The 19,451-nt window shown below is 35.2% G+C and carries 21 protein-coding genes; 17 read left to right on the forward strand and 4 right to left on the reverse strand.

The genetic code is table 11. The annotated features are described in order from the left end of the window. Nucleotides 1-377 precede the first annotated feature (377 nt). The 3 genes from ACO5GE_RS01170 to ACO5GE_RS01180 are packed head-to-tail and all read right to left on the reverse strand — an operon-like array spanning nucleotide 378 to nucleotide 2,728. A complete protein-coding gene (locus ACO5GE_RS01170) occupies nucleotides 378-971 on the reverse strand; it encodes an ATP-binding cassette domain-containing protein (RefSeq protein ID WP_484829090.1) in 594 nt (197 codons plus the stop codon). Further along, nucleotides 952-1,740, reverse strand: coding sequence for an ABC transporter permease (locus ACO5GE_RS01175; RefSeq protein WP_484829091.1), 789 nt, complete (start codon nucleotides 1,738-1,740; stop codon nucleotides 952-954). The genes ACO5GE_RS01170 and ACO5GE_RS01175 overlap by 20 nt, the downstream gene beginning before the upstream one ends. Beyond that, a complete protein-coding gene (locus ACO5GE_RS01180; RefSeq protein WP_484829092.1) occupies nucleotides 1,715-2,728 on the reverse strand; it encodes an ABC transporter substrate-binding protein in 1,014 nt (337 codons plus the stop codon). Before ACO5GE_RS01180 ends, ACO5GE_RS01175 begins: the two co-directional genes overlap by 26 nt. Nucleotides 2,729-3,274: 546 nt before the next feature. On the opposite strand from ACO5GE_RS01180, the gene ACO5GE_RS01185 reads away from it, so the two are divergent. From ACO5GE_RS01185 to ACO5GE_RS01210, 6 genes are all read left to right on the forward strand, one after another. Beyond that, nucleotides 3,275-3,871, forward strand: coding sequence for a hypothetical protein (locus ACO5GE_RS01185; protein WP_484829093.1), 597 nt, complete (start codon nucleotides 3,275-3,277; stop codon nucleotides 3,869-3,871). A 10-nt stretch (nucleotides 3,872-3,881) separates the two neighbouring features. Continuing rightward, nucleotides 3,882-4,580 (forward strand): hypothetical protein, encoded by a 699-nt coding sequence (locus tag ACO5GE_RS01190; protein ID WP_484829094.1) that lies wholly within the window; start codon nucleotides 3,882-3,884, stop codon nucleotides 4,578-4,580. A gap of 123 nt (nucleotides 4,581-4,703) precedes the next feature. Then, complete coding sequence (locus ACO5GE_RS01195; protein ID WP_484829095.1) at nucleotides 4,704-5,213, forward strand: hypothetical protein; 510 nt, start codon at nucleotides 4,704-4,706, stop codon at nucleotides 5,211-5,213. 45 nt (nucleotides 5,214-5,258) lie between these two features. After that, nucleotides 5,259-5,756: a hypothetical protein gene (locus ACO5GE_RS01200; RefSeq protein ID WP_484829096.1), complete on the forward strand. Its 498-nt coding sequence runs from the start codon at nucleotides 5,259-5,261 to the stop codon at nucleotides 5,754-5,756. 69 nt (nucleotides 5,757-5,825) lie between these two features. After that, entirely contained in the window at nucleotides 5,826-6,320 is a 495-nt protein-coding gene (locus ACO5GE_RS01205) for a hypothetical protein (protein WP_484829097.1), read from the forward strand. Between the two features lie 69 nt (nucleotides 6,321-6,389). Further along, on the forward strand, nucleotides 6,390-6,869 hold the full coding sequence (locus tag ACO5GE_RS01210; RefSeq protein ID WP_484829098.1) for a hypothetical protein: 480 nt from the start codon (nucleotides 6,390-6,392) through the stop codon (nucleotides 6,867-6,869). A gap of 431 nt (nucleotides 6,870-7,300) precedes the next feature. Here ACO5GE_RS01210 and ACO5GE_RS01215 read toward each other — a convergent pair whose 3' ends face one another. Further along, a complete protein-coding gene (locus tag ACO5GE_RS01215; protein ID WP_484829099.1) occupies nucleotides 7,301-8,509 on the reverse strand; it encodes a BaiN/RdsA family NAD(P)/FAD-dependent oxidoreductase in 1,209 nt (402 codons plus the stop codon). Between the two features lie 40 nt (nucleotides 8,510-8,549). Here ACO5GE_RS01215 and ACO5GE_RS01220 point away from each other — a divergent pair, with 40 nt between their 5' ends. The 11 genes from ACO5GE_RS01220 (at nucleotide 8,550) to ACO5GE_RS01270 (ending at nucleotide 19,438) form a co-directional block, all read left to right on the forward strand. Beyond that, nucleotides 8,550-8,819: a hypothetical protein gene (locus tag ACO5GE_RS01220; protein WP_484829100.1), complete on the forward strand. Its 270-nt coding sequence runs from the start codon at nucleotides 8,550-8,552 to the stop codon at nucleotides 8,817-8,819. 439 nt (nucleotides 8,820-9,258) lie between these two features. Further along, the gene (locus ACO5GE_RS01225; protein ID WP_484829101.1) at nucleotides 9,259-9,558 is read left to right on the forward strand and encodes a hypothetical protein; all 300 of its coding nucleotides are present in this window, start codon (nucleotides 9,259-9,261) and stop codon (nucleotides 9,556-9,558) included. 694 nt (nucleotides 9,559-10,252) lie between these two features. Continuing rightward, nucleotides 10,253-11,683, forward strand: coding sequence for an MBOAT family O-acyltransferase (locus ACO5GE_RS01230; protein WP_484829102.1), 1,431 nt, complete (start codon nucleotides 10,253-10,255; stop codon nucleotides 11,681-11,683). Nucleotides 11,684-11,798: 115 nt separating this feature from the next. Next, nucleotides 11,799-13,085 carry an alginate O-acetyltransferase AlgX-related protein gene (locus tag ACO5GE_RS01235; RefSeq protein WP_484829103.1) on the forward strand — a complete coding sequence of 429 codons (1,287 nt, stop codon included), beginning with the start codon at nucleotides 11,799-11,801 and terminating at the stop codon, nucleotides 13,083-13,085. A 136-nt stretch (nucleotides 13,086-13,221) separates the two neighbouring features. Continuing rightward, entirely contained in the window at nucleotides 13,222-14,160 is a 939-nt protein-coding gene (msrB, locus tag ACO5GE_RS01240) for a peptide-methionine (R)-S-oxide reductase MsrB (RefSeq protein WP_484829104.1), read from the forward strand. A gap of 424 nt (nucleotides 14,161-14,584) precedes the next feature. Continuing rightward, nucleotides 14,585-14,848 carry a hypothetical protein gene (locus tag ACO5GE_RS01245; protein WP_484829105.1) on the forward strand — a complete coding sequence of 88 codons (264 nt, stop codon included), beginning with the start codon at nucleotides 14,585-14,587 and terminating at the stop codon, nucleotides 14,846-14,848. Nucleotides 14,849-15,327: 479 nt separating this feature from the next. Further along, nucleotides 15,328-15,648, forward strand: coding sequence for a hypothetical protein (locus tag ACO5GE_RS01250; protein ID WP_484829106.1), 321 nt, complete (start codon nucleotides 15,328-15,330; stop codon nucleotides 15,646-15,648). Between the two features lie 2 nt (nucleotides 15,649-15,650). Continuing rightward, nucleotides 15,651-16,709: a V-type ATPase subunit gene (locus tag ACO5GE_RS01255; RefSeq protein ID WP_484829107.1), complete on the forward strand. Its 1,059-nt coding sequence runs from the start codon at nucleotides 15,651-15,653 to the stop codon at nucleotides 16,707-16,709. A gap of 7 nt (nucleotides 16,710-16,716) precedes the next feature. After that, nucleotides 16,717-18,693: a V-type ATP synthase subunit I gene (locus ACO5GE_RS01260; RefSeq protein ID WP_484829108.1), complete on the forward strand. Its 1,977-nt coding sequence runs from the start codon at nucleotides 16,717-16,719 to the stop codon at nucleotides 18,691-18,693. Then, nucleotides 18,693-19,118 carry an ATP synthase subunit C gene (locus tag ACO5GE_RS01265; protein ID WP_484829109.1) on the forward strand — a complete coding sequence of 142 codons (426 nt, stop codon included), beginning with the start codon at nucleotides 18,693-18,695 and terminating at the stop codon, nucleotides 19,116-19,118. The genes ACO5GE_RS01260 and ACO5GE_RS01265 overlap by 1 nt, the downstream gene beginning before the upstream one ends. Nucleotides 19,119-19,129: 11 nt before the next feature. After that, complete coding sequence (locus ACO5GE_RS01270) at nucleotides 19,130-19,438, forward strand: V-type ATP synthase subunit F (protein ID WP_484829110.1); 309 nt, start codon at nucleotides 19,130-19,132, stop codon at nucleotides 19,436-19,438. The last annotated feature ends 13 nt before the right edge of the window (nucleotides 19,439-19,451 follow it).

The following is a 19,451-nucleotide window of genomic DNA, read 5'->3' on the forward strand; positions in this document are numbered from 1 at the left end:
GTCGGAATATTGTTTCCGACTTTTTTGTATCCAATATTGTCTCTTTCGGTGTACTTTCCTTTTGATACGATATGGAAATTCGCTTGCCTTTTCTTGATACCAAGGATTGATGGAACGATTGAAACAATCCAATCTCTACAAACGATATTCTAATTGTTTCCACCGTTGACTTGCTGACTCACAAGGGTTGGTTCATCGTTATTTTAGGTATCGGAATGATAACAATATTTTGAGGAAATCATGTAATCATAGTATTTCATATTTATAGATTATCCAAAAATGTTTTGTTCTTTTTGATATTTATTCTTTCGATATATTTTTTTGATATGTTTTGTTTCGATACAGTTCATTTTGATTGTCTTATTTCTAACCGGAATTTATTTGGATAGAGTTAAGAGATTTACTCTACAAGGAATCTGCGAAATAAAATAGTCATACTCACTTATATCGTGTGTGACAATGATTACAGTCTTGTCCTCGGTACACTCGATTACAAAGTCCATCACCTGCTTTTTGGTTGCAGAATCCAGTTCCTTGAACGGCTCATCCATAATCAACACATCAAATTCATACAACAAGGCTCTTAGAATAGCAACTCTTCGTTTCATACCTCCACTTAAGGAAGAAACTTTTTTGTCAAGACAATCGTGCAACTGCATTTTAGAAAGAGATTCTTCCATTATTTCAGAGGAAAGATTCGGATTGATTAACAGTAAATTCTGTTTGACATTTATCGATTCGCACAAGAGGTTATCTTGAAATACGGCGCTTATCGTCTTATTGTAAAGTCCGGCGACAGTTCCTGCATCAGAAGATTCCAACTGCATCAGAATACGAATCAATGTTGTTTTTCCGATTCCGGAAGTACCTTGCAAAAAAGTAACTTCTCCTTCTTTGAAACTTAAATTGATATCTTCCAAAACAGTAGAAGTTCCATAAGATTTCGATAAGTTATGAATTGTGATGTCCATTGTTTCCTCCTTCCAAATAAATGACCAATTTGTCAAAAAAAGCTAACACAAGATACTTGAACAGTATGCTGAGTAGCAGAATGACGATAGTCCAAGCAAACAAATCAGACGTTAACAAATAGACCTTGGAAGTGTAGAGTTGTTCACCGATAGAGTATTTCGGAATTCCGATGACTTCTGCAGCAATTCCTGATTTCCACGCAAGTGCACAAGAAATATTGCAGGCAGAACGAAAATACGGAAATACTTCAGAAACATATATGACACGAACCAATCTTTTTTTGTCGACACGAAATACAGTAGCCATTTCCAAAAGACCTTTTGGTATATTGTCAATTCCACTTAACACATTGCGATAGATAATCGGAACAACCATCAAAAAAGAAATAAAGATGGAAAGATTTTTGGAAGATATCCAAATCAGACACAGAATGATAAAAGAAACAACCGGAGTTGCCTGGACAGTTGTAATGATTGGTTCAAGTAGGATACGAACAGTTCGATTCAAAGATGAAATAATCGCAAGTATCAATCCCAAAACAATTCCTAAGAAAAAACCGAAGCCGATTTTTGCAGAAGACAACAGAACCGTTTTCCAAAAATCAAGTTCTAAACTGAGAACGAAAAGTCTTTGAAAAGCAGAAACAGGAGATACCAAAAGTATCTCCTGTCCAATGATTCTACTTGTCAGTTCCCAAACAATCAGCCAAAAGATAAGTGCGACCAAATAAGTTTGTTTTTTGTTATTGAATATAGTAGAATTCTTCACCCGGTAATTTTCCTCCAATTGATTTTGGGTTTGCTTCATAAAGAACATTCAAGTATCCACCCAACAATTCTTTCATATTTCCACCGTCGATATAAACAATATTACATAGAGGAATTGCTCTTTTTGCAATTGGTTCCGGTACAATATCAGCCTCTGCAATCAAAGCGGCAGCTTCGTCTATATTGGAGTTGGTAAATTCAATTGATTTTTTGTAATCTTCCAAGAATGCTTTTACCAATTCAGGATTTTGTTCTACAAATTCTTTTTGTGCTACGATGACACCGGTAATCAAAACTCCGGTTTTTTGATCCGGATGTGATTCATTAACAACAGTCCATTCTTTTGTAAAATCTAACGCTACACGAAGACCGTCATTTTTCATTTGTGCAGCCGTTACAAAAGGTTGAGGAAGAACTGCAATTCCGTTTTTGTCATTCGTTAACGCTGCAAGACATTCTGCGTGTTCGGATTTGTATTCTATTGTTACATCTTTTTCCGGATCAAGTCCATTTCCTTTTAGGATGTAGTTCAGTACATATTCCGGAGTAGCACCTTTTCCACTGGAGTAGATTGTTTTGCCTTTCAAGTCAGAAACACTGTGGACAGTATCTCCGTTTTCTACGACATACAATACACCAAGTGTGTTGATTGCAAGTGTTACGATTTTTCCTTCTGTCTTGTTATAAAGAGCAGAAGAAACATTGGATGGAACAGCTGCAATATCAACTTCTCCTGTTGCCACTTTTGGAATCACTTCATCAACTGCATTCAAAACTTCAATGTCATAAGCTTTTGTTTCCAAGTCTTTTTGGTCATGAATCATTTTTGCCATACCCATTGCAGTAGGGCCTTTTAATGCTGCAATTTTAATGGTTGTCTGTTCTGTTGCAGGAGGTGTTTGAGCCTCATCTGAAGTTGTGTTGTTGCAAGCTGTCAAACCTCCAACCATAAGCAAAGTTGCCAGTAATACCGATAATTTCTTTTTCATAGAAATCCTCCTTCATATAAAATCATTGAGTAAAAATTGTCATTTCAAAGTTCTTTCTGTATCAGAAGTTCCTGAGATAGAAGAAAAGATTTGACAATTTTTTTTGAATCAAAAATTGTAAAAAATCGTATCAGAAAAATCGTTTCGCATTGTATCGATAAACATTCTCTTTTACACTAAGATTATAACGAATAATTTGTATTTTCGCAAGAGATAACCGTATTTCAATATTGATTCATGACAGGAGAGTTTCGTTTATTTGAAAACAATGGAAACAGAAATCTATCAGAGAGAAAGCACCTGAAAATTGTTGGGGCATAGGAATCAACAAAGGATAGAAAAATTGTCATCATACGATTGACATAATAATAATAATAGGAGTATTCTTTTTTTAGAGAGGTGATAGCTCTCAATACAAAAATAGATTGTAACTCAAAGGAGGCGTATGAAGTTGGACTCCATCTATCCACAAAGATATAAGAACGGAGATTGAGAAAGAAATATTCTAAGGAAATCTTTTAAAATTATATTGGGGAGGAAAGAGATATGAAAAAATTGATTAGTTCAATGTTAGTGGTTACAATGTTAATTTCAGGTAGTAGCGTGATGAGTTATGCTGATGAAAATACATCAGAAACTACTGATATCGTACAGTTTGAAATGGACAACGAGAATCATACGGATAAGTCTGATATTATAGAATTTGAAAAAAATTTAGATGACTCAGAGTTAGAAGATATTGAATATTTTGTCGAAGATGATGGAGAGTTAAAGAAAGTTTCTCGTGAGTATGCTTTACACACTAAGTTGCCATCTGTTGCAGCCAGTGTGAAAGCTACGATATATGAAATCTCCGGCGATTATGCATATGTAGGAGTGTCTGTTACAGCGACAGCACCGATTAAAAGATATCGTGGTACGGCTATCATGTATGATTTGGGTGCTGTTCATGAATATGAACGAAGTCGTACTACAATCACCTTGCATAATTCAAGTGGAAGTACTTTTTTAGGGGATGAGTATACTATGTATGTTGGTAATGCAAACTCCGTTAGAATTAAATTAACGGATGGAACTTTTGAAGATTTGAATGGGAGAACAGGTTCGATGCATTCCTTCAAATCGGGTTCTTTTCATAGATAGGATAAGATAAATGAAAACAACATTGAAATTTCCAAAATATGAACGAGTGAAAGGTTATGAGATAGGATTGATTTCTCAAGATGAAATGGAAGAAATCATAAAATATAATGTGAACATTCAGATTTGTTTGGCAAGTTATATTGTATTCAATTCAACTTTAGAGGATCCGAATGAAAGAGTCTGTACAGGCTTGGGCTTTGCGACCGGTGATATTGTTCAAGAACTTGATTTGTTCAAAAAGCTTTTTCCAATATTCTACTTAGTTGCTTTACCTGATAACAAAGGAGTCTATTGTCAACTTGCTTCTATGAGTATGGAATCGGGAGCAAAGGATGTTTTTTGTGAATTAAGAAAAAAAGGACAAATAAATGAATGGGTAAAGTATTTCATACTGAGAGAATTTAGAGATGATTGTTCCGGTATTGTGTATGATAGATATTGGTATCGACCACATAAAAGCATCCAAAACATTGTGTTGGATGAACAAGTTGACAAGATAAAATCAGATTCTTTTTTTCAATGGTTTTTAGATGAAAATCGAAATTGTTTTGGATATAAAATTATTCTTTCCGGATTTAAATTGGAAGAAATTTGGAAAGATGAGATGATATTTTCTTTTAGTAAGTTAGTTGATTCGCTCTACGTAGAGATTATAGACGGACATAAATTCTTAAATTGGAAACGTTCGGATACTATATCTTTAAACTAATTTAATAGCATGGTTATCTTGTATCATCGGATTGTGTTGTGGTCGAAGAGTTGGAGAAAAAATATTGATATGACTTCACTTTGTAATAAATTATCTATCAATAACATAATGGAGAGATGTTCTATGAATAAATATATATCTGACAATGTATTTCTAATCAACGCGGGGATTATTTTGGTAAGTTTTCCCTTAGCATATATCGCATATTATGTAGACGGAAGCATTATTGGGAATAGGTATATCGTTGCGTTATTTGCTGCACTTTTTTACATTCAGCGTCAAATGAAACCGTATTTAGAAGAAAAAGAAAAGTATGAAATGGATAAATATCCTCTTGAATTAAAGGTACTCGCAGGTTCAATTATATTATCCGGAGTGATGACTTTTAGTATGGAAAATCTGGTGAGTCAATACACCATATTGCAATTCTTTCAAAAATATCCTCTTTGGCCAATTCATCTTTTAAGACCGTTTGAGTATGTGATTGCACACCGTAATTATGTGAATGGAATTGAAGTCAAAAAATACGATTTTTGGTCACAGGATGAGAGAAAGAAGAAAGAGCAAGAAAAAAAGAAGAGAACAAAACAGAGGAGAAATAAAGAAGAAAGAAGACGGAATCATTTTGGGTAGAGGATAACACCATAATAGAGGAAAAGGATAAGAAGGTGGACTGTTATGAAAAAGTGGATATCGAAACATGTATTTCTTATAGATGCGATTTTTTTCTTTGGATTGTTTCCGTTAACTTACATGGCTTATCTCTATAAGCAAGAGTTATGGAAAAATGAATTTATCATTGCTTTGTCTGTAGTGGTGATTTTAGTTGATAGATATCTTAAACCGTTTATCAAAGAAAAAGAAGTATATTGTGTCAATATTCGTCCTGTTCAAACAGTTATTTTTTTTATTTCGTGTATGTTTTTGTCCTTCCTCCGTGGAATGGTAGAAAAACGAAGTTTTCTTGGTTTTTTATCAATGTATCCTTTTTCGGTGATTCTTTTTTTGGTTCCTATCGAACAACTGTTGAATCATCGTAATTATGTGAACGGAATTGAAGTGGAAAAATACGATTTTTGGTCACAGGATGAGAGAAAGAAGAAAAAACAGGAAAAAAAAGAAGAGAAAGAAAGAGAAAAGAAAGCAAAAAAAGAGAACAAAACAGAGGAGAAATAAAGAAGACGGAATCATTTTGGGTAGAGGATAACACCATAATAGAGGAAAAGGATAAGAAGGTGGGCTGTTATGAAAAAGTGGATATCGGAACATGTATTTCTAGTTGATTCAGTTGTATATTTTTTGTTTACCCTATATTTAAGTATCAATTATTTAGCCGGTAGAAACTCGTGGATAGATGCTCCTTTTTGGTGTTTTTTTGTTATCATAGTATATCTACATGTCTTGAAAAGAGCGAAAAAACAATATACGGTAAACAGTTTGGGATTTTGGATTATTATACTTCCTGTTATGGAACTTTTTTCTCGTATCGTTATCGGGATGGGTGTAGGTGTAGGGATGAACACCATTGAGAAAAATTCCTTGTTTTCTTTTCTGTTCATATACCATTTTTGGAAATTTACCCTTTTTATGGCAATTCAACAACTATTGAATCATCGCAATTATGTAAACGGAATCGAAGTGGAAAAATACGATTTTTGGTCACAGGATGAGAGAAAGAAGAAAGAGCAAGAAAAAAGAGAAAAGAAAGAGAGATATAAGAACAAAACAGAGGAGAAATAAAGAAGACGGAAACATTTTGGTTAGAGGCTAACACCATAATTGAGGAAAAGGATAAGAAGGTGGATTGCTATGAAAAAATGGATATCGGAACATGTATTTCTTATAGAGGCGTTCTTAACATTCATAAATTTTCCGTTACTATATATCATCTATAAGCAAGGTTTATGGACAAAGGAATTTATGATTCCTCTGTTTGTAGTGGTGTTTATAGCGGCGATTTCAATTGATAGATATCTTAAACCGTTTATCAAAGAAAAAGAAGTGTACTGTGTCGATGTTCGTAATGTTAAAGCGATCGTTGTGTTTGTTTCCTTTCTGTTTTTTACAAATCTTAGTGATAAAGTGGACAAACAAAGTTTTCTTGGATTTTTATCAATGTATCCTGTTTGGGTGATTCATTTTTTGTTTCCTATCGAACAACTATTGAATCATCGCAATTATGTAAACGGAATCGAAGTCAAAAAATATGATTTTTGGTCACAGGATGAGAAAAAGAAGAAGGAGCAGGAAAAAAGAGACGAACGAAACAACGAACATGAGGAGGAATAAAGAAAAGAAGTTGAGATTTTCATTGGCAGGAATCACTGATAAGGTATCATAACAATTTGCTTTTTTCTAATGTGGGTATAGTTGATTCTGTTTTCATCAGTATATACACTGTCTGTATTTTGAAATCGTGTTTCGTATGAAACAAAAGATAGATAAGCCGGTTGAAAGCAAATAGGATAAAAGAGCATAGCAAAACACTCTTATGGGAATGAGTGATTGCTATGCTTTTTTGTTACAATACTTTTTTGCTACTATGCACTCTGTTTTTCATAAATGATATTCTGATTCGGATATCTATTTGAATCCCTATCGGCAGTTAATTTTTATAGGGAATAGTTCTCATTCTGTACTGTTTGTGTTCAGCGTGTAGATAAACCATCGTGTTACAGTATTATTTTTTCGGAACACGATAGCGATTATGATTGTGTTTTTTATAATACTTCTCCTGCAAGATGTCCGCTTGAAAAGGCACAGGTGATGTTGTATCCACCGGTATAGGCATGAATATCTATCACTTCTCCGGCAAAGTAGAGATTGTCGATTATTTTGGACTTCATCGTTTGCGGATTGATTTCTTTGAGTGAGATTCCACCGGCAGTAACGAATGCTTTTTCGATAGGGAGACTTCCGTTTACTTTGAATCGAAAATCTTTGATGTGTTCGATGATGCTTTGTAAGGTTTTGTCATTCAATTGGTAGCTTTTGGTATCGGCATATTCCATACAGATAAAATCGGCATACCTCTGCGGAAGATAGTTTTTTAATATATTTTTGAGTGTTTTTTTCGGTTCAACTTGGATGATGTGAAGAAGTTCCGCTTTGGATATGTTCGGCAAAGCGTCTAAGGAGAGGGTAACCTCTCTTTCTTTTTGTTTCAACACAAAACCGGAGCATCTCAATGCTGCCGGTCCCGATATTCCAAAGTGTGTGAAGATGATATCGGAATGTTGCGTAACGACAGTTTTGTTTTTGGCATTTAAGACTTTGAGCTCAATATTTTGCAAGGAGAGTCCTTGCAAGATCTGTGCTTGAATGAACGATTCTTTGCTTGTCAATGCAACTTCGGACGGATAGAGGTCGGTTACTGTGTGTCCGATTTTTTGTGCAAGGCGGTATCCGTCTCCGTTTGAGCCTGTATGAGGGAAGGACATTCCACCTGTTGCAAGGATATAGTTTTTGGCTTGGATGATACTGTTATCTTCCAAAACAAGGGAGTCGATATGATGTTCCGTTACCTTCCAATCTGTTACTCTTGCATGATATCGAACAGAAACATTGTTTTTTTGAAGTTCCTGCCTCAAAGTGGACAAAATAGTTTTGGAAGAGTCGCTTACCGGAAACATTCTTCCGTTATCATCTTCTTTGAGCGGAGTATTTCGACTTTGAAAAAACTGAATGATGTCCTGGTTATCAAACTTTGAAAAGGCACTATACAAAAATTTGCCGTTTCCGATAATATTACTGATAAGATTTTCTATCGGAATGTTGTTAGTCACATTACATCGCCCTCCTCCGGTAAGAAGAAGTTTTTTTCCGAGAGAGTCATTTTTTTCCAAAAGAATGACTTTGTGAGTTTTGCTTGCGTGAATGGCTGCCATGATACCGGCAGGGCCTCCGCCGATTACAGCAATATCGAACATAGTGTGAATTCCTTTCTGAAAGTGATGGTTTGTTGTTCCTTTGCAACAGAAACGGGATACAACGATGACGGCAATAGGGACATTCGTTTTTTATTTTGGGATAGAATCGTTTTATTACCGTCAAATAAATAGATTGTTGTCAGCACGAAAAGACCGAACGAAACATGGTCTTATTTGTTATTGTTGTAGTTATCTGTATTCACAAACAGGAAAAGAGAAATTGATGTCAGAAAAAGGACATAATAAATCATTTTTGTCGTTCTCTTTTGTGTTGCCAATCGTGTGTTTTGTGAAGTTAAGTGTATCGTAAGCGTTGTTGTTTTTCAACTGTAGAAACAAACTTTTATCAAAAGAAATCGTTGATAGGAGAGGTTACAGTTTGAAATTACGTGAATGGAGTTTTGTCTGAGTAAAAATTTTGTAACAATAGTATTTGGGATTGGTTTTGTGATAGAATAAATGTGAATACCGGATGAATGAAATCAGATATTGAAAAATATTGTGATTTGTCGAAATTTCAGCAGATATGGTTAGTGTAGTTTTGATTTTTGCGATAGAATATCGGAAAATTGTCGAAAAAAGGAGAGATAATTATGTTTTCAGGATTTATCATGTTAGTGGTTTTGTTAATCTTTGCTTTATTTTTTGTGTTGTTGAAAAAATAATTTTTTAGACATATTTGGAAGTTTGTTTCAGAAGTGAAAAGTTGTTGATGACATGTTATTAACAGATAGGAAAGAGGGATACAGATGTGGATGTTGTTCGGTGTGCCGGCGATTCTATTTGCAGTATGGAATGTGATGTTTGCCGTACAAAAGAAAAATTCGGAGTATCTTCGATTTTTGAGCATGGCTTTTACGGCATTGACGCTATGTGCATTTTATCATCTTGAGGCACAATGGGTGATTCATCATGATTGGAGTGCATTGGAAGATACGATGCCTACCATGTCAAAAGCGTTGTGGGTGTTGACAATTCTCTCTATTCTTTTGAACGGCAGTTCTTTGTTGTGTAAGAAGACGTCAGATTCTGACAGGATAAGAAAGTAAGAATATCATCGGCAAAACGAAGTGTGAAAATTGAAAAGAGAAATAGAGCCTATTTGGAAATGGATGAAATGAGTTGCTTTGTTGATTAGGAAAAGAATCGGAAGAATGGAAGATACAGAAAGTACGATAAAATACAGTAAAATAAAACGGACTAATATACAAATAGTAATATAAAAACACAGTAAGAGAACAGACGGGATAATAGAATCTATTGTGGATAGACTTGTGAGTAAAAATCGACAGTTGATTCACTAAGCACTGAGGCATGCGATGTCAAGGTGCTTTTTGATTGTCATAAGAGGAACAGAGCCTATTTGGAAATGGATGAAATGAATTGTTTTGTTGATTGGGAAAAGGAATTGTTGATTGGAAAAAGAAATGGAAGATAAGTAAAGATAAGTTATGAGAACGAAAGATAAGGCAAGAAATGAGGAGCATAGTTACGATATAACAAAATAATAAAACCGTTCTGCTTTGAATCATTTGAAGGAATTTATATAGAAGGTCAACATCCGATAGGTGTTTTGAAGATATACTAACATAGGAATTCGGATGGATGATGGAACATGGATAGGATAAGAGTTTTTTTGACTGATAAGAGATTATCAGATGGATAGAGGATTCTGAAATGATTATCGTATTCTAAGAAACAGTATGATATAATTTAGCTATCAAAAAAGAGAGGAAGAACAGTATGTTATTTAGCAGTGGTATTTTTTTGTTCTGGTTTTTGCCGATTACAGTAGCGATTTACTACTTATTACCACATAGATTATTAAAAAACAGTTGGTTGTTTTTTGTGAGTATCTTTTTTTACGGATACGGAGAGCCTCTTTTTGTATTGCTGATGTTGTCTTCAATAGGGTTTAACTATTTGATGGGACTTGGAATACACTATTTTCAATCATCGAAAAAAACACAACAGTTTATTCTGTGGCTTATGGTGATTGGCAATTTATCGTTGTTTTATGTGTTCAAATATTTGGACTTTAGCATTGTGAATGCAAACGCACTGCTTGGAACAAGTTATCCTCTCAAGAAGATTACTTTGCCGATTGGGATTTCTTTTTTTACATTTCAGGCAATGAGTTATGTGTTGGATATTTATCGCAATCCGAAAGAAAATCCTGTCCAAAAAAATCCTTTTTTGGTCGGATTGTATGTCTCTTTGTTTCCTCAGTTGATTGCAGGCCCGATTGTTCGTTATGAAACGGTTGCCAAAGAGATGAAGGAGCGTCATGAGAATTGGAATGATTTTTCAGAAGGAACGGTGCGATTTTTGGTCGGTTTCTTGAAAAAAGTATTGCTTGCAAACAATATGGCAATTATTGCCGATGTGGCGTTTTCTTCTCCGACATCTGATTTGGGAATATCTTTTGCATGGTTGGGTGCAATTTGCTACACACTTCAAATTTATTTTGATTTTTCGGGGTATTCCGATATGGCAATCGGACTTGGAAAGATATTCGGATTCCATTTTTTGGAAAACTTCAACTATCCTTATGCAGCAACTTCGATTACCGATTTTTGGAGAAGATGGCATATTTCATTGAGTTCGTGGTTCCGTGACTATGTGTATATCCCCTTGGGTGGAAATCGAGTGGGAAAAACAAGACAGTTCGCGAATCTGTTTGTGGTTTGGTTGCTGACGGGAATTTGGCATGGAGCAAACTGGACATTTATTTTGTGGGGAATGTACTACTTTGTGTGGTTATCCTTTGAAAAATTCCTTCTTCCGAAAAAGTGGAAACAAAAGTTGGAGAGCAGTATATTCGGACATCTCTATGTGATGGTTCTTGTTACCATCGGATGGGTTATCTTTCGAGCAGATACACTCTCTTATGCAATTCAATATCTCGGTGCGATGTTTTCGTTTGGGACAACCGGTATTGTGCCTGCTCGAAGTTTATTCTATGTAAGAGAGTACGGTATTGTGTTTGTGATGAGCATTGTAGGAAGTGTTCCGATTTTTTCTTCGTTGGAACAATGGGCTGAGAGCAGAAATTGGAAGATTCAATTGGGATACCATAGTGTGGTCATGGTTGTGATTTCTGTGTTGTTCTATGGTGCAGTCGTATCTATTGTCAAGGGAAGTTACAATCCGTTTATCTACTTTAATTTTTAGAGAAGTTTTGTTCTTAGAGGAAGAAAGTTCGGATAGGATATTTCTGAATTGAGTTGTGTTAGGGTATGTCATATATGGTAAGGTTGGAAAAGAGAAGGTGAGGAGGAACGGTCAGTTGAATTTGTCAAAAGATACCATCAAAAAAATAAGAAACAGTGTTTTGACTGTACTGTTCTTTTGCTTTTTGGGATATTATTTCATTCATAACAATTTCTATAGTCCGAATGTTTTTTTTACTGCGTATCGTGAAGCTTTTTCATCGAAACAAAGTTTTTTTGAAAATGATAGGAATGTGAAACAGGCAATTTTGAAGGAAGAGAATCGATATAACGAGGCATTTTTTGATAGGCAGAAGTTTTTGGATCAATACGGTACGATTCAAAAGAAACTTCATCGTCATGTCGTGGATGATGCCGACAGAACAAGAACGGTATTTGTCGGACAAGAAGATATGTTGTACTATGTGGTTGACAAGCCCTTTGAGGTAAATTCGTTTGTTGATTCGTTTGAACAATTAAACGAGTTCTTAGCATTGAAGGAAATTCCGTTTGTCTATGTGCAGTGTCCGTACAAGCATTTGAAAAATTCTACCGTTTTTCCTGTCGGGGTGGCAGACTATGGAAATCAGATGGCGGATGAGTTTGTGAATCGATTGAGAGAAAAACAAATCTCTGTTTTGGATTTGAATACCTTAGCAGTGCAAGGAAACGAAGATACTGTTTTAAGAGAGCAGAACGATTTTTTTAAGACGGATACGCATTGGAGGATTCCAACGGCTTTTTGGGGGTATCAACAAATTGTAAGATTCTTAGAGCAAAAGGATGTACGTTTGGAGAATGTATCTCTTTCTACCAATCGTGAGCAGTATAACGAAAAAAAATGGGAGAAAACATATTTGGGTTCTCACGCAAAGAGAGTGGGAACGGCATTTTATGATAAAAAAGATGATGTGTCGGTCTTACTTCCGAAGTTTGACACGTCGTTGTCCTACACGAAGTGGAATCGGGAAGGGAAACAGATTAAGAAAAGAGAAGGAACATTTGAAGAGAGTTTTTTGTTTTACGGATATATCACGGAGGAAGATATTTTTCAAGACAAATATATTGTCTTTATGGATTGGGGCGCATCGGAGGATTGGATTCAAAACCGTAATGTAAAAAACGGAACAAAGGTATTGGTCATCAAAGATTCTTTTGCGATGCCGATTGCGGGTTTTTTGAGCTTGAATGTGTCGGAGCTAAGAATGTTGGATATTCGAAAAGAAAATCGTCCACAAAGTATCAAGAAGTATGTGGAAGAATATCAACCGGATGTCGTGTTGTTTGTTGCCTCTCCGACAAGTATGTACTACAGTCCGGAAATGTTTGAGATGAAAGAAACAATCAAAGACTTGAAACAGTAGAAGACTTGAAACAGTAGAAGACTTGAAACAATTGAACAATGGCAGAGTATATCATCTTGGTATACAGGTACCTAATAGGATGTGCCATCTTGTATCATGAGTTCTCAAAATGGGAAAGAAAGGAAAGGTGTAGAGGATGGAAAAGAGAGAGATTTATTTAGCAGGAGGTTGCTTTTGGGGAGTAGAGGCATACTTCCATGAAATGCTGGGAGTATTGTCTACAGAAGTCGGATATGCAAACGGAGAATCTGATAAGGCAACTTATGAAACTTTGAAACAGACGGGACACAGTGAAACAGTTCACATTGTCTATAACGAAGAGAAACTATCGCTTACAATGTTGTTGGACGCATTTTTCAAAATCATTGATCCGACCTCTGTCAACAAACAGGGAGGAGATGTCGGAACGCAGTATCGTACAGGAATTTATTTTGTAGGAGAGGAAGAAGAGGTAATCAAAGACTTTGTTGCCACAAAACAACAGGAATATGATAAACCGATTGTTGTTGAAGTGGAGCCTCTACGCAACTTTGTGCGTGCAGAAGAATACCATCAACAATATTTGGATAAAAATCCGGGGGGCTATTGTCATGTGGATTTAACGGATATTCCGAACAAAAAACCGAAAATTGAGGAAGTCTACGAAAAACCGGATGATGATTTTTTGATGGAACATTTGACAGACTTACAGTATGTGGTTACACAACATTCTCATACGGAGCCTCCTTTTGACAATGAGTATTTTGATACGTTTGAAAAGGGGATTTATGTGGATATTACAACAGGGGAACCGTTGTTCTTATCAGATGACAAATTTGATTCGGGATGTGGTTGGCCGGCATTTTCAAGACCGATTGATCAGGAGTCTTTACAGTATGTAGAGGATTTGAGTCACAATATGCAGAGAGTGGAAGTCAGAAGTAAGAACGGACAATCTCACTTAGGCCATGTTTTTGTAGACGGACCGAAAGAGTTGGGTGGACTTCGTTATTGTATCAACAGTGCATCACTTCGTTTTATTCCGATGGACAAAATGGATGAAGAAGGATACGGAAAGTGGAAAGTACTTCTTTAGGAAGAAAAAGTAGAACTACAATAAGAAATAAATCATAATTTTGAATCAAAAATAATACGGAAGATAGAGCAATCGGATAAAAAGTTTGCTCTATCAAAAACAGTTGACATGACAAAAAATTTGATAAAAATAGATATATTGTAAAAAACAATTTGTATATAAGTTCACAAAAATTTTGATGCGAATTTTCATCGAAGTTGAGGGTGTTATAAGTTTGTGAGAAAGAGTGCTTGCAGCCTTTTATTTTTAGTTCTGTTGCTGTTAACTTCGGTATTTCAGAGTAGTTTACAATGTTTTTGTATGATAAAGATACAATACTTGACGCAATATCATATTTTAGGATGTTCAATAAGATAGGTTTATTTTTTAAAAGATAAGGTGTATATCAGCGATGAAATAAATAAAAAATAAGGAGGCGATAATAATGTCAGATGTGGATTTTATGTGTGGGTTGATTGTATTTAGCATAATCGTTGGTCTTATCCTAATTGCTATCATACTAATCATTCCTCCTTTATCCGTTTTATACATACTGCTTTCAGCTCCGTTTTGGTGGTATGTGGCAGAACAAGCCAACAAAGGTGTGATAAGTAAAGACTATGTCAAAAATCTTCCGCTTGGAAAATTGCTTATTTCTCCATTTCAGTTTTATTATTGCCTATTTTTTCGAAAACCATATCATTTCTAAGAGCCTTTCGGAAGGCTCTTTTTTATTTAGTTGAAAAGACTTTAGAGATGGTAAGAGACAAGAGAAGTATTTCTTATCTTATAACTTTGCAAAACACAGTAATATTTGTCATATAAAGTATGTGAAATTTGTAAAATAATAATAAGTCATGTAAGCGTTGAATTTTATGGAAATAGAAATAAGATTTAATGTATAATTGATCAAAATTAGGTAAATTTTAGTAACAAATAAGGTAAAATAGTATGTTTTTTGTAAAAAAATAGCAAAAATAGTGTGAATATATCAGATATGAATCTTATAGCAAACGATTTCCTTCTCAAAAATTAAAGTTTTTTGAAAAATATAATCTTTGATTTTTTGTAGAAATAGGTATATTATGTCATTAGGCCTTAAAGTTGGGTAAAATTCGCTTATTACAAAGGGTACATACCATTGAGCTTTTTGCCGAACATGAATTTTGAAAGAAAGGGGTGGGAAAGGTGGAAGAAATCATCAAATCCATTATTCAAATAGACAGAAATGCAATTAGAAGACAGGAAGAAGCACAAGAAGAACTTGATTTGCTTGGGCGTCAGAAAAAAGATTTACTTTTAAAACTAAAGTCTGAAATGGAAGCAAAAAACAAGGAAGAAATTGAAGCGTATCGTGAAAAAGCGAAAGCGGAAATTTTGGAAGAAGAAAAGGTCATTCGGGAAGAAGGGGAAGAGCGTTCTAAAAGACTGGATGCACGATATCAAGAATATTCCGATAAGATTAGTGAAGAGACTTTTCGCATGATATTAAGAAGTATGGAGGGATAGGTATGGGAAGTGCAAGTGAATTTTCAGCACTGAATACGAAAATCCAATCTATGCGAGGGGATCTATTGCAACAACAAGATTATCAACAATTGTTTCGGTTGAATTCAACAAGAGAAATTGCACAATACCTATCGAACAACACGATTTATCGAGAAGCTCTGAAGGATACGAATCTCAAAGAGATTCACCGTGGAGAATTGGAAATCAAAATTAGAAATCATGGTGTGAGCAGGGTGCGTAGTCTCTCTTTTTATTTGAAAAAAGAGTATAAGGACTTGTTGAAAGCGATTTTGTTTCGATATGAGGTGGAGAATGTCCAAGTAATTTTACGTGGACTTAGTCAAAAAAGGCCAATCCAAGACATCAAAAGAATTCTTTATGATACAAAGTCTTATTTGAACTTAGATTATGATTTATTGTTAGGATCTGAGAGTGTAGATGAGTTCTTTCTACATTTTCAAGGAACCATCCTTGAGGATGCTTTCAGAAATGTAACAAAAGAAGATGTCAAAAAAAGAGAGTTTCATATCGAAATGAATGTCGACTATGTTTACTTTTTGAATCTGATTAAAAAAGCGGAAAAGTTGGATAAGGAAGACCGTGACATTGTGACTTCTATTGTCGGAGCGTTTATTGATTTTACAAACGGACAATGGATTTATCGGGCGAAGAAGAATTATAAGTTATCGGATGAGGAAATCTTGAATTACACCTTGAAAGGTGGAGCGAAACTGAGCTTTAACAAAATGAAAGATATGATTTATTCTAATAACTTTGAAACACAGTTTAAGGAGTTTTTTGATAAGAGTTATCGTGGGATGTTGGAAAAAGATGAATATATCTACGGACAACGTATGATGTCACAATATTTGTCAAAAAAGATGAGAGAAGTTTCCAAGAAACATCCGATGAGCATTGCTCCTTTAATTGAGTATGTGCGTCTGTTGGAATATGAAAACTTGAATATGGTTACTGTAGTAGAAAGTGCAAAATACAAAGAAGCAGATAAATGGAAGTATATGATACCTACAACAACAGAAATGAGAAAGGAAGGAAGGTGATTGAAAAATGGCAGTAGAAAAGATGAAGCTTATGAATATCGTTGCTCCAATCGAAGATATGCATGACATCTTAAAAGACTTGATTTTGAGCGAAAAATTGCATGTCAAAAACTATACCAAGGATAAGATTGCTGATTCCTTAACGATGTCGGTGTTGTCCAAGTACGAAGATCCTATTCGTGATTTGGGCAGATTCACGAGATATCGTCCGGAAAAGATTGATTTCAAATCATTGGATGAAGACATCGTACAGATTGAACAGTTGTTGGATGTAAAAATTCCGGTAAAGAAGAATGTAGACGACCACTACGAATTTGACAATGTAGCAAATCGTATCAGAGAAATCTATCATTCCTTGAGACCGTTGAGCAAGGATCGTCTTTTTGAAGACAAAGAAATTCGTGATAAAGAAGAATTTCTGGAAAATATTGAATTTTTGAAGGATATGGATTTTGATGTTTCGGAAATTCAAAATATGGAGCATTTCAATTATCATATCGGAACTTTGACGAAAGAACGTCGTATCAAGTTGCGTGATAACTATGAAAATATTCCGGCAGTAGTTCTTCATATCGGTAGTTCAGCAGGAACGGAATCCTATTTGATTTTTACACTGAAACAAAATGAAGAAGAAACGAGTAAAATACTGAAATCGTTGAATTTTAGAGAAATTGCCATTCCGGAAAATGTGACCGGTTTGGTAAGTGAGGTAGCCCAAGACATCAAGAAACAGGTTGATGCTTTGAAGGAAAAGAAAGAAGACAGGCTGTCTATTGTAAAAGGAATTCAAACACAATATTTGGAAGAAATTGTTTTGTTGAATTCTGAGCTTCAGTTGGAAAAAGAAATTCATGAACTGAAGAACAATGTTGCAGTAACCAAAAACTTCTTCTACTTCACAGGTTGGATTTCAGAATTTGATTGGAAAGAAGTGGAGCAGGAGTTACTTCGTAAATATGAGAATATCATTGTTCATCCGGTGGAATCCAAAGAGGTGGAAAGAGAAATTATTCCTCCTACCAGATTGAGAAATAACAGTTTGATTAAACCGTTTGAATTATTAGTAAATATGTATGGAATTCCAAATTACAATGAGTTGGACCCTACTTTCTTCTTGGGAATTACTTATTTGATTTTATTTGGAGCAATGTTCGGAGATGTTGGACAAGGACTTGTATTTATCTTAATTGGGTTCTTGTTGTCTCCTAAGAGAAAACCGTCTCCATACGGAGAGATTTTGAAACGAATCGGGATCAGTTCTACGATATTCGGTTTTCTATACGGAAGTATCTTCGGATTGGAAGAAGTCATTCCGGCATTGCTTGTAAGACCGATGGAAAACATCAACCAAGTGTTATACACTGCAATTGGATTTGGGGTTGTTCTATTACTTATCAGTTTTGGAATGTCTATGTATAACCTCGGTGTAGAAGGTAAGAAGGATGAAATGATTTTTGGAAATCATGGATTGGCTGGTTTTATATTCTATATTGTACTGTTGGTAGGATTATTACAGACAGTGTTAGGATCCAGTGTTATTCCTTCTGTTGTATTAGTAGTTGTGTCCGTTATTGCATTGGGAATGATTTTGCTTCGAGTACCGTTGTATGCAATGATGAAGAAAGAGAAACCTCACTATGAAGAAGGTAAGTCTTCTTACTATATTGAAGGTGGATTTAACTTGATAGAAACAATTTTGAGTTTCTTATCAAACACAATTTCGTTCATTCGGGTAGGAGCGTTCGCATTGAACCATGTCGGTTTATTCTTAGCGTTCACTACGATGGCGAATATGGTAAACAATAAAGCAATCGGTATCTTTATCATGGTACTCGGAAACATCATTATCATTGGATTGGAAGGCTTGATTGTATTGATTCAAGGGCTTCGTTTAGAGTACTATGAGTTATTTGGAAAATATTTTAAAGGAGACGGACGTGCGTTTGTTCCGGTAACATTTATAGAAAAAGAGGGGGAAATCTAATGAACTACGTGTTAGCATTAATGATATTTTTTGTATTATCTACAATCGGTGTAGGTATTCGTTTGTATATTAAAGGTGGAAAACAAGACAGCTTGAAAAGTGTAATTATGGCGAATGTGGCATTGTTCACACCATTGGTAGGTTCTTCTATTGCTATGATGATGCCAAAAATCATCTTCGCTGCCGGAGAAACAGCTGCAAATCCAAGTGCAGGATTAGGATTAGGATATATCGGTGCTGCTTTGGCGACAGGTATGGCAACAATCGGAGCCGGATATGCAGTAGGTGCTGCAGGTGCTGCGGCTCTTGGAGCAGTTTCTGAAGATGAAAAAATTCTTGGTAAAACATTGATCTTCGTTGGTCTTGCAGAAGGGATTGCTATTTACGGTCTAATCGTTTCTATCATGATTTTAGGAAGACTTTAGGATGTGATTATATGAGAACAATGCTCATATCTGATAACAACGATACCCTCGTTGGAATGCGTTTGGGCGGAGTAAAATCCGTTTTGGCGAGTAACAAAGAAGAAGTGATAGAAGCGATTGAGTTTGCTTTATCAAAAGAAGAAGTTGGAATTTTGATTGTGACAGAGAAAGTGTTTGAAATGGCGAAAGCAGAATTGCTTGATATTAGAATGAATCGTCGAACACCACTTATCGTTGAAATTCCTGATCGACATGGTCAAATAAGAGATGATAACTATATTACACAGTATATTAACGAATCTGTAGGAATTAAGCTGTAAGGGAGGAGGTTAA

The sequence above is a fragment of the Filifactor sp. genome, from assembly GCF_057248345.1.

What these genes read in the sequence shown, in the direction of transcription:
- ACO5GE_RS01170 (WP_484829090.1), bottom strand. Translation starts at nt 971, where the DNA reads ATGGACATCACAATTCATAACTTATCGAAATCTTATGGAACTTCTACT.
- ACO5GE_RS01180 (WP_484829092.1), bottom strand. Translation starts at nt 2,728, where the DNA reads ATGAAAAAGAAATTATCGGTATTACTGGCAACTTTGCTTATGGTTGGA.
- ACO5GE_RS01185 (WP_484829093.1), top strand. Translation starts at nt 3,275, where the DNA reads ATGAAAAAATTGATTAGTTCAATGTTAGTGGTTACAATGTTAATTTCA.
- ACO5GE_RS01190 (WP_484829094.1), top strand. Translation starts at nt 3,882, where the DNA reads ATGAAAACAACATTGAAATTTCCAAAATATGAACGAGTGAAAGGTTAT.
- ACO5GE_RS01195 (WP_484829095.1), top strand. Translation starts at nt 4,704, where the DNA reads ATGAATAAATATATATCTGACAATGTATTTCTAATCAACGCGGGGATT.
- ACO5GE_RS01200 (WP_484829096.1), top strand. Translation starts at nt 5,259, where the DNA reads ATGAAAAAGTGGATATCGAAACATGTATTTCTTATAGATGCGATTTTT.
- ACO5GE_RS01205 (WP_484829097.1), top strand. Translation starts at nt 5,826, where the DNA reads ATGAAAAAGTGGATATCGGAACATGTATTTCTAGTTGATTCAGTTGTA.
- ACO5GE_RS01210 (WP_484829098.1), top strand. Translation starts at nt 6,390, where the DNA reads ATGAAAAAATGGATATCGGAACATGTATTTCTTATAGAGGCGTTCTTA.
- ACO5GE_RS01215 (WP_484829099.1), bottom strand. Translation starts at nt 8,509, where the DNA reads ATGTTCGATATTGCTGTAATCGGCGGAGGCCCTGCCGGTATCATGGCA.
- ACO5GE_RS01225 (WP_484829101.1), top strand. Translation starts at nt 9,259, where the DNA reads ATGTGGATGTTGTTCGGTGTGCCGGCGATTCTATTTGCAGTATGGAAT.
- ACO5GE_RS01230 (WP_484829102.1), top strand. Translation starts at nt 10,253, where the DNA reads ATGTTATTTAGCAGTGGTATTTTTTTGTTCTGGTTTTTGCCGATTACA.
- msrB (WP_484829104.1), top strand. Translation starts at nt 13,222, where the DNA reads ATGGAAAAGAGAGAGATTTATTTAGCAGGAGGTTGCTTTTGGGGAGTA.
- ACO5GE_RS01245 (WP_484829105.1), top strand. Translation starts at nt 14,585, where the DNA reads ATGTCAGATGTGGATTTTATGTGTGGGTTGATTGTATTTAGCATAATC.
- ACO5GE_RS01255 (WP_484829107.1), top strand. Translation starts at nt 15,651, where the DNA reads ATGGGAAGTGCAAGTGAATTTTCAGCACTGAATACGAAAATCCAATCT.
- ACO5GE_RS01260 (WP_484829108.1), top strand. Translation starts at nt 16,717, where the DNA reads ATGGCAGTAGAAAAGATGAAGCTTATGAATATCGTTGCTCCAATCGAA.
- ACO5GE_RS01265 (WP_484829109.1), top strand. Translation starts at nt 18,693, where the DNA reads ATGAACTACGTGTTAGCATTAATGATATTTTTTGTATTATCTACAATC.
- ACO5GE_RS01270 (WP_484829110.1), top strand. Translation starts at nt 19,130, where the DNA reads ATGAGAACAATGCTCATATCTGATAACAACGATACCCTCGTTGGAATG.